Below are 13573 nucleotides of genomic sequence, written 5' to 3'. Positions count from 1 at the left end.
CCCATGAGCATCATCGAGCAAGCGACGCGGCGGCTGGAGCAACTCGAGCAAGCGGGCCTGGCGGTGCCGCGGGCGACGGCCGCGGCCAAGGCACCCACCGTGCGCGCCCTGCCGCGGGTGGACGCCATCCACCCCGAGGCGCGTGATCAGCCGAACGGCATGACCGGCGGCCCGCGGCGGCCGATCGTCGAGCTCGATCTCGACGCGCTGAAGCGCTTCGGGTGGCTGGGGGCCCACCATGCCGGCTCGTCGATCCCCGAGGAGTTCCGCCAGATCAAGCGGCCGCTGCTGCGCAACGCGCGCGGTGCCGAGTCGTCCGACGGCAGGCTTTCGCTGATCATGGTGACGAGCGCGTTGCCCGGCGAGGGCAAGACCTTCACCGCCATCAACCTCGCGATGAGCCTCGCCCTTGAGATCGACACGTCGGTGCTGCTGATCGATGCCGATGTCATCCGTGCCGAGCTGCCGAAGCGCCTCGGCTTCCATGCCGACGAGGGTTTGCTCGACCTGCTGGGGGATCCGAGCCTGGCGTGGACCGATCTGGTCCGCGAGACCAACGTGCCCAAGCTGTCGGTCCTGCCTGCCGGCCGGCGCAGCGCGGTCTCGACCGAGTTGCTCGTCAGCGATGCGATGGCCACGCTGCTGGACTCGCTGGCTGCCGCCGGGCGCGATCGCATCGTCGTCTTCGACGCGCCGCCGCTGCTCGTCACCAGCGAGGCCAAGGTGCTCGCGTCGTGGGTCGGCCAGGTGTTGCTGGTGGTCGAGGCCGCCGCGACGCCGCGCCGGGCGGTGGCGCAAGCCTTGACGGAGCTCGAGAAGTGTCCGCTCGTGATGTCGGTGCTGAACAAGTCGAGCGAGGCACGTGCGCCGTACGGCTACGGGGAGTACGCCGGCTGAGCCCGGCGACACCGGGCGTCACGCGGTTTTGACAGGGTTCAGGAGTTGCCCATGAAGATTGCCACCGATCCGATCCGCCGCGTCCGCGGGCTCGCGGCGTGCACGACCGTCGGCCTCGCGCTCGCGGCCTGCGGCGGAGGCGAAGACGCCCGCGAGGAGCGCGCCGCGGCCGACGCCGCGATCGCGACCGCAGCCGCGGTGGAAGCGCCCACCGCGAAGGCCCTCAGCGCGGCCAAGAAGCCGAAGGCCAGATCGCTCGCGCGCAAGGGCGTCACCTCGATCGCGGTCGCCCCCGACGGCAGCTCGATCGGCATCGCGACGTCGGACGGCGGCGTCAGCGTGCTCGACCCGGGCAGCCTGAAGACCAAGAAGCTGCTCAAGGCCGCCGGTGGACCGGCGAGTGCCGGGCTGCTGTTCAGCGCGGACAGCCGGAACCTGCTAAGCGCCGGTCGCGACAGTGCGGTGAAGCTCTGGCGTGTCGGCGCCGGCGATGTGCCGCTGACGCTGCAGGGGCACGAAGGCGTGCTGCGCGCCGTGGCCGCGAACGGCAGCGGCACGCTGGTGGCCGCCGGCGGCGAAGAGACCCGCGTGATGCTGTGGGACACGACCACCGGCCGCCTCGTGCGGGTGCTGCGCGGCGCGACCGATTTCGTCAACGCGCTGAGCTTCACGCCGGACGGGCGCCTGGTGGCCGGCGGTGGCGGGGATGCCCGCATCCAGGTCTGGGACACGGCGAGCGGCAAGCTGGTGCGCGTGCTCCTCGGTCATGCCGACGAGGTGAACGCGCTGGCGTTCAGCCCCGACGGGAGGCTGCTCGCGAGCGCCGGCGAGGACGGCAAGGTCATCGTCTGGGACATGGCGAGCGGCCAGCAGGTGCAGGCGCTGAGCGGGCAGCGGGCGGCCGTCCGCACGCTCGCATTCAGCCGTGATGGCGCGGTGCTGGCCGGTGGCGGCGCCGACGGCACCGTCTCGGTCTGGGACGTCGCGCAGCACGCCCTGACCCAGGAATTCGCGGCCCCCGGGACCGCGGTCAATGCGATCGCGTTCGACGTGCGGGACCCGACGTTGCTGCTGGTCGGTGACGACCAGGGGCAGGTCTCGGCCAAGACGATCAAGCGCGGGAAGACCTGAGGCGGCGAGTCCGCAGGTCGGCAGCGCAGGTTGAATCCAAGGAACGACGATGAAAGAGCTTGCAGGGGTCCGGGCCGCGTTTGCGCGGATGATGTTGGCGGCCGCGTTGCTCGTCGGCGGTCTGTTCGGCGTGACCGGCGAGGCGGCCGCGGCCGACCCGTCGCAGGGGCCGGGGGGGCCCATCCTGGTCGTCACGACGGCCGGCGCCAACCACGGCAAGTATTACGCCGAGATCCTGCGCACCGAAGGTTTCAACAGTTTTGCGGTGGCCGACATCGCCTCGGTCACCGCCAGCCAGCTCGCCGCCTACGACGTCGTGATCCTGGCGCGCATGCCACTCGCGGCCGGCCAGGCCTCGATGTTCGCCACCTGGGTCAACGGTGGCGGCAACCTGATCGCGATGGCGCCCGACGCCTCGCTCGATGCGCTGCTCGGCGTCACCTCGACCGGCACCACGCTGTCGAATGCGTATCTGCTCGTCGACACCGGCAAGAGCCCCGGCAACGGCATCGTCGGCCAGACCCTCCAGTACCACGGCGCGGCGAACCTCTACACGGTCGGCAGCGCGCAGCGCCTGGCCACGCTGTACAGCACCGCCACGGCGGCCACGAACAGCCCGGCGCTGACGCTCAACGCGGCGGGCAGCGGGAAGGCGGCCGCCTTCGCGTTCGATCTGGCCGAATCGGTCGTCACGACGCGCCAGGGCAACCCGGCGTGGCTGGCCCAGGAGCGCGACGGTTTCGCGCCGATCCGTTCGGATGACAAGTTCTTCGGCGCCGCCACGGGCGACCCTCAGCCGGACTGGATCGACCTCACCAAGGTCGCCATCCCGCAGGCGGACGAACAGCAGCGCCTGCTGGCCAACCTGATCCTGCAGATGAACGCGAGCCGCAAGCCGCTGCCGCGTTTCTGGTACTTCCCGAACGGCAAGAAGGCCGTCGTCGTGATGACCGGCGACGACCACGGCAACGGGGGCACCGCCGGCCGCTTCGATCAATTCGCGGCGGCCAGTCCGGCCGGTTGCTCAGTCGCCAACTGGGAGTGCGTGCGCGGCACGTCCTACATCTACGCGTCCACGCCGCTCACCAATGCCCAGGCCGTGCAGTACGACGCCAACGGCTTCGAGATCGGGCTGCACATCAACACGGGCTGCGCCGATTACGACCGGGCGTCGCTCGACTCGTTCTACAGCGGCCAGCTCGCCGACTGGCGCGCGAAATACACCGGCCTCACCGGGCCGCGCACGATGCGTCACCACTGCATCGTGTGGAGCGACGCGACGACCGCAGCGGACGTCCAGTTCAACAACGGGATCCGCCTGGACACCTCCTACTACTTCTGGCCACCCGGCTGGGTCAATGACGTGCCCGGCCTGTTCACCGGATCGGCGATGCCGATGCGCTTCATGCGGACCGACGGCAGCATCGTCGATGTCTACCAGACGGTGTCGCAGATGACCGACGAATCGGGTCAGTCGTACCCGTTCACCGTCACCACGCTGCTGGACCGCGCCTTGGGACCGCAGGGGTACTACGGCGTCTACACGATCAATGCCCACACCGACGCCGTCTCCTCGCCCGAGGCCGACGCCACGGTCGCGGCCGCGCAGGCGCGCGGCGTGCCGATCGTCAGCTCGCGCCAGATGCTGACCTGGCTGGACGCGCGCAATGCCTCGTCGTTCGGGTCCTTCGGCTGGAACGGCGCCGCGCTGGGCTTCTCGGTCACGCGCGACCCGGCTGCGGTCGGCCTGCAGGGCATGCTGCCCACGCGCGCCGGCAACGGCCTGCTCAGCGGGATCACGCGCGCGGGTGCGCCGGTCAGCTTCACGGTCAGCGTCGTCAAGGGGGTCGAGTACGCGGTGTTCGCGGCCGACGCCGGCGCCTATGTCGCCACTTACGGCACCGACGCCGCGGCGCCGCTGTCGACGCTGGTGACGCCCAGCAACGGCGCGACCGAGGTCAGCGCGCAGGCCCGTCCGGCGGTGACCTTCAGCGAGGCGATGGACGCGTCGACGATCGGCGCGGCGACCTTCGAGTTGCGCGATGCGTCCAACGCGCTGGTCGCGGCGACCATCACGTACGACGCGGCGACGCGCACGGCGACGCTCGTCCCGAGTGCGCCGCTGGCCGCATCCACCACGTACACGGCATTGGTGCGCGGCGGCGCCGCCGACCCGCGCGTCAAGGATGCCGCCGGTAACGCGTTGGCTGCCGACCTGACCTGGTCCTTCACGACGAGTGCGGTCGGGTACCCGAACTGCCCGTGCGGCGGCTTCGCGGCCACCTCCACCCCGGCGTCCGCCTCGGTCAACGACCCCAATTCGGTCGAGCTCGGCGTGCGCTTCACCGCCGACGTCAACGGCACCGTCAGCGGCATCCGCTTCTACAAGGGCAGCACCAACACCGGCACGCACATCGGCAACCTCTGGACAAGCACCGGCACGCTGCTGGCCCGGGCAACCTTCACCGCCGAGACGGCTAGCGGCTGGCAGCAGGTGAACTTCGCGACGCCGGTGGCGATCACCGCGAACACGGTCTACGTCGCGTCGTACTTCGCGCCGGTTGGCAACTACGCGGCCGATGGGGCCTACTTCGCCTCGGCCGGGGTCGACCGGTCACCGATCCACCTGCTGCAGAACGGCGTCGGCGGAGGCGGCAACGGCGTCTACGCGTACGGCGCCTCGAGTACCTTCCCGGTGTCGAGCTTCAATGCGACCAATTACTGGGTCGACGTCGCGTTCACGCCGAGCGGCGCCGCGCCGCCGGACACCACGCCGCCGACGGTGATCTCAAGCACGCCCGCCGGCGGAGCCACCGGTGTCGCGCTCGGCGCGACGGTCACGGCGACGTTCAGCGAGCCGATCGATCCGGCGACGCTGACCACCGCCACCTTCACGCTGACCAGTGGGTCGGGGACGGCCGTGGCCGGGACCGTGTCGTACAACGCGTCGACGAACTCGGCGATGTTCCTGCCGTCGGCGCCGCTGAGTGCGTCGACGAGCTACACGGCCGCGCTCAAGGGGGGGGCGACCGATCCGCGCATCAAGGACGTGGCCGGCAACCCGCTCGCGGCCACCGCGAGCTGGACGTTCAGCACCGGTGCCGCCGGCGGGTCGTGCGCCGCCCCGGCGAACCCGGTCGTGGCCGAGAACTGCCGGACCGGCAACCCGGCCTCCGAGTGGGACGTGAGCGGCGCCGGGGATTCGACGCTGCAGGGCTTCGCGACCCAGATCAGCGTGAACCGCGGCAGCACGGTCAGCTTCAAGGTCAAGACGACTGCGACGGCCTACCGCTTCGACATCTACCGCATGGGCTACTACGGCGGCCTCGGCGCGCGCAAGGTGGCGAGCGTCAATCCGTCTGTTGCGCTCCCGCAGACCCAGCCCGCGTGCCTGAACGACACCTCCACCGGCCTGGTCGACTGCGGCAACTGGGCGGTCTCGGGCAGCTGGGCGATCCCGGCCGACGCGGCGTCGGGCATCTACTTCGCGCGCCTGGTGCGGCCCGACACCGGCGGGGCGAGCCACATCGTCTTCGTGGTGCGCGACGACGCCAGCACCTCGGACCTGTTGTTCCAGACGTCTGACACCACGTGGCAGGCCTACAACCAATACGGCGGCAACAGCCTGTACACCGGCTCGCCCGCCGGGCGCGCCTACAAGGTCAGCTACAACCGGCCCTTCACGACGCGGGCAGTGGACAACGGGCAGGACTGGGTCTTCAACGCCGAGTACCCGATGGTTCGCTGGCTCGAGGCCAACGGCTACCACGTCACCTACTTCACCGGGGTCGACGCCGACCGATCCGGCAGCCTGATCCTCAACCACAAGGCCTTCCTCTCGGTCGGGCACGACGAATACTGGTCCGGCGGACAGCGCGCCAACGTCGAGGCAGCGCGCGCGGCCGGCGTCAACCTTGCGTTCTTCAGCGGCAACGAGATCTTCTGGAAGACGCGCTGGGAGAACAGCATCGACGGCTCCGGCACCACCTACCGCACGCTGGTGAGCTACAAGGAGACCGCGGCCAACGCGAAGATCGATCCGACCCCGGCCTGGACCGGCACCTGGCGCGATCCGCGCTTCTCGCCGCCGGCCGATGGCGGCCGGCCGGAGAACGCGCTCGCGGGCACGATCTTCATGAACAACGACACCGGCACGCCGTACTCGATCACGGTGCCGGCCGCCGACGGCAAGATGCGCTTGTGGCGCAACACCAGCGTCGCGGCGCTCGGCAGCGGCCAGACCGCGACCCTGCCGATCGGCACGCTCGGGTACGAGTGGGACAGCGACCTTGACAACGGCTTCCGGCCGGCCGGCCTGTTCCGCATGTCGACCACCGCGATCACCTCGGGCGGCATGCTGCTCGACTACGGCAACACGTACGGCCAGGGCACCGTCACGCACGCCCTGACGCTGTACAAGCATGCCAGCGGTGCGCGCGTGTTCGGCGCCGGCACGGTGCAGTGGAGCTGGGGCCTCGATGCCACCCATGACCGCGGCAGCACGCCGGCCGACCCGCGCATGCAGCAGGCCACGGTGAACCTGTTCGCCGACATGGGCGTGCAGCCGGCCGCGCTGCAGTCGGGCCTCAACGTCGCGGCGGCGTCGACCGATGCGGTCGCGCCGGTGTCGACGATCACCTCGCCCGCTTCGGGGGCGACGGTGGGCTCGGGCAGCCCCATCACGATCACCGGCACGGCGTCCGACACGGGCGGCGGCGTGGTCGGCGGCGTCGAGGTGTCGACCGACGGCGGCGCCACCTGGAACCGGGCCACCGGCCGGGAGAGCTGGAGCTACGCGTGGACGCCGGGGGCGGCATCGACCCCCGTGATCAAGTCGCGCGCGGTCGATGACAGCGGCAACCTGGAGACGCCGTCGGCCGGGGTGTCCGTCACGGTCGGCTCGCAGGTTTGCCCGTGCACGATCTTCTCGCCGCTGGCCGCGCCGGTGAATGCGAGCGAGGCGGACGCGGCGGCGGTCAACGTCGGCGTCAAGTTCACCGCCGACGTCGACGGCGTCATCAGCGGCATCCGCTTCTACAAGGGCAGTGGCAACACCGGCACGCACGTCGGCACGTTGTGGACCAGCGGCGGCGCCCAACTCGCCACCGCGACCTTCACCAATGAAACGGCGTCGGGTTGGCAGCAAGTGAACTTCACGACGCCGGTCGCGATCACCGCGAACACGGTTTACGTCGCGTCGTACCTCGCGCCGGTGGGGCGCTATGCCGGCGACAACAACGGCTTCTCGGCCGCCGCGGTCGACAACCCGCCGCTGCACGCGCTGAGGGACGGCACGAACGGCGGCAACGGCGTCTATGCCTACGCCGCCACCACGACCTTCCCGAACGCGAGCTACCAGGGCACGAACTACTGGGTCGACGTCGTGTTCTCGCCGTCGGGCGGGAGTACCGACACCACGCCGCCGACGGTGGCCACCGTGACGCCGGCCTCCGGCGCCACGGGGGTGAGCCGCTCGACGACCGTGACGGCCACCTTCAGCGAGCCGATGGACGCGAGCACGGTGGTCGCGGCCAACGTCGAGTTGCGCGATGCCGCGAACACGCTCGTCGCAGCCAGCTTCGCCTACAACGCGACGACCCGCGTGGCGACGCTGACACCCGGTGCCACGCTGGCCGCCGCCACGGTCTACACCGCGACGGTGAAGTCGGCGGTGAAGGACGTGGCCGGCAACGCGATGGTCGCCGACCGGGTGTGGACGTTCACGACGGTCGCAGCCGACACCACGCCGCCCACCGTGACGGCGGTCTCGCCGGCGAGCGGGGCGACCGGCGTGAGCCGCACGACGACGGTCACGGCCACGTTCAGCGAAGCGATGGACGCGGCAACGATCACCGCGTCCAACCTGCAGCTGCGCAACGCCGCCAACACCCTCGTCGCCGCGACGGTCGCCTACAACGCGACCACCCGGGTCGCCACGTTGACGCCCTCGGCCGCGCTCGCCGGATCGACCACGTACACGATGACGGTCGGCACCGGCGTGAAGGACGTGGCCGGCAACGCCATGGCCGCAAACCGGGTGTGGAGCTTCACCACCGTCGCGGCCGACACGACGGCACCGACGGTCACCGCGATCTCGCCGGGCAGCGGCGCGATCAGTGTCAGCCGGACGGCCAATGTGACGGCCACCTTCAGCGAGGCGATGGATCCCGCGACGATCAACACCACCACCGTGCAGCTGCGAAACTCGTCCAACACGCTGATCGCCGCGACCGTGACCTACAACGCGACGACCCGCGTGGTCACGCTGAACCCGAACTCCACGCTGTCGGCCCTCGCTCGGTACACGGTCACCATCCGTGGCGGAACGACCGATCCCCGGGTGAAGGACCTGGCGGGCAATGCGCTGGGCGCCAACCGGACCTGGTCGTTCACGACCGGCCTGTTCTGAAGTGCGGCGGGCCGCCGGCGTGGCGGTCCGGCGTGTGCTGGCCCGAACTCAGGGCCGGTGCGCGCGCGCCAGCGGACGTGCCGGGTTGCCCGCGACGACGGCGCCGGCCGCGACCGGCCGGATCACCGTGCTGCCGATGCCGACCAGGGCGCCGTCACCGATGTCGAGCCCGTTCATCACGCTCGAGCCGCTGCCGATGTAGCAGTTCTCGCCGAGCCGCGTGCCACCCGCCAGCGTGACGTTGGAGCCGATCAGGCTCCAGTCGTCCACCTGCACGTCATGGTGGATCACGCTGTTCGGCAACACGCACACGTGATGGCCGATACGGGCGTTGCTGGTGATCACCACGCCGGCCATCACGAGCAGGTTGTGGCCGAGCACGGCCAGCGGAGACACCCGCGCGGCCGGATGCACGACGCGCGCGAACCGGTCGGGCGCGACGCCCAGGCTCTCGATCAGCGCGCGCCGTGAGCGGAAGGACTGCGCGCTGCCCGGGACGGCCAGCACCATGGCCTCCGGCCAGTCGCCGAACGCCGCGCGCGGGAAGACCTCGTGGCCGTGCACCTGGCGGCCGAGCTTGGCCGGCGAATCATCGACGAAGCCGAGCAGCCGGTAGGTGCTGCCCAGGCAATCGAGTGCTTCGATCGCGTTGCCGTTGCACGGGAAGATCAGCAGCGGCCGCGGGCCGGGCGCGGCCTCCGGGGCGGTCGGGTGCTCGACACGCATCGCGGCTCACGCCGGCGATGTGACCGCCTCGCGCCGCGTGGCCTGCGTCGCGCCGTCCAGGGCGATCACCGCTTGCGCCACCTCGGCCGTCTGCGCGGCCGTCAGCTCCGGGAACATCGGAAGCGACAGCACCTCGTTCGCCGCGCGCTCGGCATGCGGGAAGTCCCCGACGCGGTGGCCGAGTTCCGCGAACGCGGGCAGCAGGTGCACCGGCGTCGGGTAGTGGATGCCGGTCTGGATGCCGCAGGCGGCCAGGCCCTCCTGCAGGGCCTGGCGCCGATCGGTGCGGATGACGTAGAGGTGATAGACGTGCCGGTTGACGCTGCTCGCCGCGGGCGTCGCGATCCCCGCGGCGCCGAGCAGCGCGTCGTAGCGCGCGGCGGCCGCGCGTCGCGCCTCGGTCCAGGCCTCCAGGTGCCGCAGCTTCACGCGCAGCACGGCGCCGGCCATGCCCTCGAGGCGGAAGTTGTAGCCCTTCAGCACGTGGTGGTACTTCTTCTCGGCGCCCCAGTCGCGCAGCATGCGAATCGTGCGCGCGTAGTCCGGGCGGTCGGTGACGACCATGCCGCCCTCGCCATAGGCCCCGAGGTTCTTGCCGGGATAGAAGCTGAAGCAGCCGAGGTCGCCCAGGCTGCCGACGCGGCGGCCCTTGTAGTCGGCGCCGTGCGCCTGGCACGCGTCCTCGATGACGACGAGGCCGTGGCGGCGTGCGATTTCCAGGATCGGGTCCATGTCGGCGGCCTGGCCGTACAGATGCACCGGCACGATCGCCTTGGTGCGCGGGGTGATCGCCGCTTCGATGGCATTCGGGTCCATCGTGTAGGTGCGCGGGTCGATGTCGACGAAGACCGGCCGGGCGCCGGTGTAGTCGATCGCGGACGCGGTCGCGATGAACGTGAAGGGCACGGTGATCACCTCGTCGCCGGCGCCGATGCCGGCGGCCAGCAGCGCGAGGTGCAAGGCGCTGGTGCCGGTGTTGACGCCGATGCCCTCGGCCGCGCCGCAGTACGCGGCGAACTCCTGCTCGAACGCGGCCACCTCGCTGCCGAGCGTGAACTGGCAACTCTCCAGCACGCCGAGGATGGCCGCGTCGACCTCCTGCTTGATCGAGTGGTATTGAGTCCTGAGGTCGACGAAGGGAATCATGCGAGCTGCCTCGTGATGTAGACGGTTTCGCCTTTGGCGCGCATCGACTTGCTGGCGGCCTCGATCAGCTCGACGACGCGCAGACCGAGCTGCCCATCGGTCTTGGGCACCTTCCGGTTCTCGATGCAATCGATGAAGTGCAGCCCCTCGACGCCGAGCGCCTCGCTGACGGCGAGCCGCGGGGCCCACATGTCCCCGGTGCGGTAGCCGACGCGCATCTCGTGGATCTTCTGCGGGTCGTCGGTGAAGTCGACGCCCTTGTCGTAGACCTTGATCTTCTCGCTCGGCTCGAGGTCGTCGTACGTGATCATCTTCTTGCTGCCGCCGATCAGGATCTGGCGCACCTTCACCGGCGCGAGCCAGCTCACGTTGGCGTGCGCGATGGTTCCGGATTCGTAGAACAGCGTCACGTAGGCCAGGTTCTCCGGTGTGCCGGGGAAGTGGTTGGTGCCGCTCGCCGAGACCGCGACCGGGTGTTCGTCGAGCAGGTGGTCGAGGATCGAGAAGTCATGGACCGCCAGGTCGGAGATCACGCTCACGTCGCGCTGGAACAGGCCGAGGTTGACGCGGATCGAGTCGTAGTAATAGATGCGCCCGAGCTCGCTGGCTTGGATGATCTCGGCCATCTTCGCGACCGCGCCGGTGTAGATGAAGGTGTGGTCGACGATCAGCACGAGCTGGCGCTTCTCGGCCTCGTCGACGAGCTGGCGGGCCTGCTGCGAGGTTTCGGTCATCGGCTTCTCGAGCCACAGGTGCTTGCCGGCACGCAGCGCGGCCAGGCCGAGCTCGAAGTGGGTCGAGACGGGCGTGGCGATCGCGATCGCGTCGATCGCCGGGTCGGCGAGCAACTCGCGGTAGTCGGTGGTGGTCTTGACCGCCGGGAAGCGTCGGTTGACGATCGCGAGCTTCTCGGTGTCGAGATCGGCGACCGCCGCGACCGTAGCGCCGCGCGTCTCCGCGAAGTTGCGTACGAGGTTCGGGCCCCAGTATCCGTAGCCGATGATGCCGATGTTGATCACGTGTTCACTCCTGCCTGCGATGTCTCGGGTGTCGGGGTCTGATCGGCCGCCAGGCGCGTGCGCGTGTCGCCGATCACGCGGGCCGGGACGCCGGCCACGATCGCGTGATCCGGCACGTCGTGCGTGACGACTGCGCCGGCACCGACCAGCGCATGACGGCCGATGGTGATGCCGGCAACGACGGTGGCGTTGCTGCCGATGGCGGCGCCGAACTGCACGCGCGTGCGCTCCAGCGTCCAGTCGGCCGCCGTCTGCAGGCCTCCGCCGGCGGCAGTGGCCCGCGGCGCCAGATCGTTGGTGAACATCACGCCGTGGCCGATGAAGACTTCGTCCTCGATCAGCACGCCCTCGCAGATGAAGGAATGCGAGGAGATCTTGCAGTGCGCCCCGACCTCGGCCCCCGCCTGGATCTCCACGAAGGTGCCGATCCGGGTTCCGGCGCCGATGCGGCAACCGTACAGGTTCACGAGCGCGGGATGGAAGATCTGGACGTTCGCACCGAGGATCGTGCTGTCGGCGATGGGCATCTGGATCGTCTCGCTGATGTCGCAGTGCGGGCTAAAGGCGCCAGACATGCAGCCCGCACGCGGCCAGCGCGTCGCGGTCGCAGACCGACTTGACGTCCACGAAGCAGCCGTTGCGGATCACCAGCGGCAACCCGACGTAGCCGAGGCCGATCACGGCCACCGTGATCGCCTGGGCCGCCGTCGTCTCGGGCGGCTCGATCACATCGGTCAGCACCGGGGCTCGCTCGCGTTCGGCGACGACGCCAAGGACCTGCGGCGCGCGTGTGCGGGCGTGGAAGATGGAGTGCATGGTGTCGTTCACTGCGCAAGGGTTCGAAGGAAGTCTAGGGAGCCACTTGTCGCCCCGATTGCGTTCCGTCAACGCGACTCGCCGACCGCTTCGCGCAGCGTCTCGGACAGCTGCGCCATCTGCTCGGCGTGGTATCGGCGCGATTCCAGCAAGGTCGGCGTCCGGCCCACGCGCTTGCCTGCGCGCATGCAGGGCTGCAGCAGGGCACGGCCGCGTCCGGCAGCGGCGTCGCTCGCGGTGACGCGCTTCTCGTAGGACGCGTTGATGCGGGTGGCGTCGCCGTCTTCGGGCAGCCAGCCGCACACGCCGAATTCGTCGATCGGCGCGCCTTCTGCGGCCAGCGCGCCGATGTGCGTTTCGTCGAAGTCGCCGCTGACGCGGATCGCCAGGTCGCCGAGGCCCGCCGCGTCGAGGCGCGCGCGCAGGGACCAGGCGCGCGCGCTCGGGTCGGGACCGTCGATCTGCACGCCGTCGAGCACGATGCCTTTGCACCGCAGGGCCGTTGCCGCGTCGACCAGGCCGGCCCGGTGGGTCAGGACGTCATCGGTGTCGACGATTCGACCCGGGGCCGTGGACGGTGCCTCGACGAGCGAGGACAGCGTCCCCACGCCGATCGCATCGGAGCGGAGAAAGAGCGGGCTCAGCGCCGGAATGCCGAAGCGTCGGGACGCTTCGGCGGTGGCGCTGCCGTCGAAGCCTGCGAGGTAGGCCGCGCGCGCCGCGAGCAGGGCGGCCTCGCTGCCATGGGCCCGCCGCAGCCCCAGGTCGAGCAGGCGCCGCCCGCGCGCCGCCAGGACGATCCGCGCGGCGCTCGACGCGATGGCGGTCTCGAAGTGCACCAGGTTCAGCAGGCGGCTCTCGACCAGCTGGGCCACCGGCAACGGCGCCGTGACGCGGATGATCGGCTCACCGGCGAAGAACACCGTGCCCTCCGGCATGGCGTCGACATCGCCGTCGAAGCGCAGCCCGTGCGCATAGTCGAGCAGTTGCGCGGAAAAACGCCCCTGATGCCGCAACCATGCGTTCTCGGCTTCGGAGAACGACAGGCTCTTCAGGAATTGCAGCGCCTGCTCCAGCCCGGCGGCGACCAGGAACTTGCGCCGCGGTGGCAACTCGCGCACGACGAGCTCGAACACCGCCGGCTGTGTCAGCTGCTGTTCCAGGCAGATCTGCATCACCGCGAGACGGTCGTAGTCGGTGACGAGTGCACTCATGCGGATCGATATGTCGTTGACGCCGGTCCATCGCTGCGGGGCGGCCTCCGGAGGCCGACGACAGGATCGTCGGACCCGCCCGCCGACCGATTGCGGAAACGCAATCGAGCCCCCGTCGTGCGCCTGCGACTGAGGATGCTCAACCCGGCGCGCCGCGCTGCCCGCTAATCTGTCAGCGGATTTTCTCGGACAACACGAGAGCCGCGGAGGCACGA

At 70.2% G+C, this 13573-nt stretch carries 9 protein-coding genes; 3 read left to right on the top strand and 6 right to left on the bottom strand.

Annotation, left to right across the window (positions count from 1 at the left end; translation table 11 throughout):
* The first annotated feature begins 3 nt into the window (after positions 1–3).
* The 3 genes from ASC76_RS06095 to ASC76_RS06085 are packed head-to-tail and all read left to right on the top strand — an operon-like array spanning position 4 to position 8437.
* Positions 4–897 (top strand): XrtA-associated tyrosine autokinase, encoded by an 894-nt coding sequence (locus ASC76_RS06095; protein WP_056463981.1) that lies wholly within the window; start codon positions 4–6, stop codon positions 895–897.
* A 51-nt stretch (positions 898–948) separates the two neighbouring features.
* The gene (locus ASC76_RS06090) at positions 949–2028 is read left to right on the top strand and encodes a WD40 repeat domain-containing protein (RefSeq protein ID WP_056463979.1); all 1080 of its coding nucleotides are present in this window, start codon (positions 949–951) and stop codon (positions 2026–2028) included.
* Between the two features lie 49 nt (positions 2029–2077).
* Positions 2078–8437, top strand: a complete 6360-nt coding sequence (locus ASC76_RS06085) for an Ig-like domain-containing protein (protein WP_157615346.1) — start codon at positions 2078–2080, stop codon at positions 8435–8437.
* A 48-nt stretch (positions 8438–8485) separates the two neighbouring features.
* On the opposite strand, the gene ASC76_RS06080 is transcribed toward ASC76_RS06085, so the two are convergent.
* From ASC76_RS06080 to ASC76_RS06055, 6 genes are all read right to left on the bottom strand, one after another.
* Positions 8486–9163, bottom strand: a complete 678-nt coding sequence (locus tag ASC76_RS06080; RefSeq protein WP_056463975.1) for a NeuD/PglB/VioB family sugar acetyltransferase — start codon at positions 9161–9163, stop codon at positions 8486–8488.
* 6 nt (positions 9164–9169) lie between these two features.
* A complete protein-coding gene (locus ASC76_RS06075; protein WP_056463973.1) occupies positions 9170–10309 on the bottom strand; it encodes a DegT/DnrJ/EryC1/StrS aminotransferase family protein in 1140 nt (379 codons plus the stop codon).
* Complete coding sequence (locus ASC76_RS06070; protein WP_082548823.1) at positions 10306–11328, bottom strand: Gfo/Idh/MocA family protein; 1023 nt, start codon at positions 11326–11328, stop codon at positions 10306–10308. The genes ASC76_RS06075 and ASC76_RS06070 overlap by 4 nt, the downstream gene beginning before the upstream one ends.
* On the bottom strand, positions 11325–11903 hold the full coding sequence (locus ASC76_RS26425) for an acyltransferase (RefSeq protein WP_305815377.1): 579 nt from the start codon (positions 11901–11903) through the stop codon (positions 11325–11327). Before ASC76_RS26425 ends, ASC76_RS06070 begins: the two co-directional genes overlap by 4 nt.
* The gene (locus ASC76_RS06060) at positions 11887–12144 is read right to left on the bottom strand and encodes a hypothetical protein (protein WP_157615344.1); all 258 of its coding nucleotides are present in this window, start codon (positions 12142–12144) and stop codon (positions 11887–11889) included. The genes ASC76_RS26425 and ASC76_RS06060 overlap by 17 nt, the downstream gene beginning before the upstream one ends.
* 68 nt (positions 12145–12212) lie before the next feature.
* Positions 12213–13571, bottom strand: coding sequence for a nicotinate phosphoribosyltransferase (locus ASC76_RS06055; protein ID WP_162247062.1), 1359 nt, complete (start codon positions 13569–13571; stop codon positions 12213–12215).
* Between the last annotated feature and the right edge of the window lie 2 nt (positions 13572–13573).

Origin of the sequence: Rhizobacter sp. Root404 (assembly GCF_001425865.1) — a bacterium.
GTDB lineage: Bacteria > Pseudomonadota > Gammaproteobacteria > Burkholderiales > Burkholderiaceae_C > LMDS01.
The sequence above is the reverse complement of the archived record's forward strand: the minus strand, read 5'-3'. Positions and strand labels throughout refer to the sequence as shown.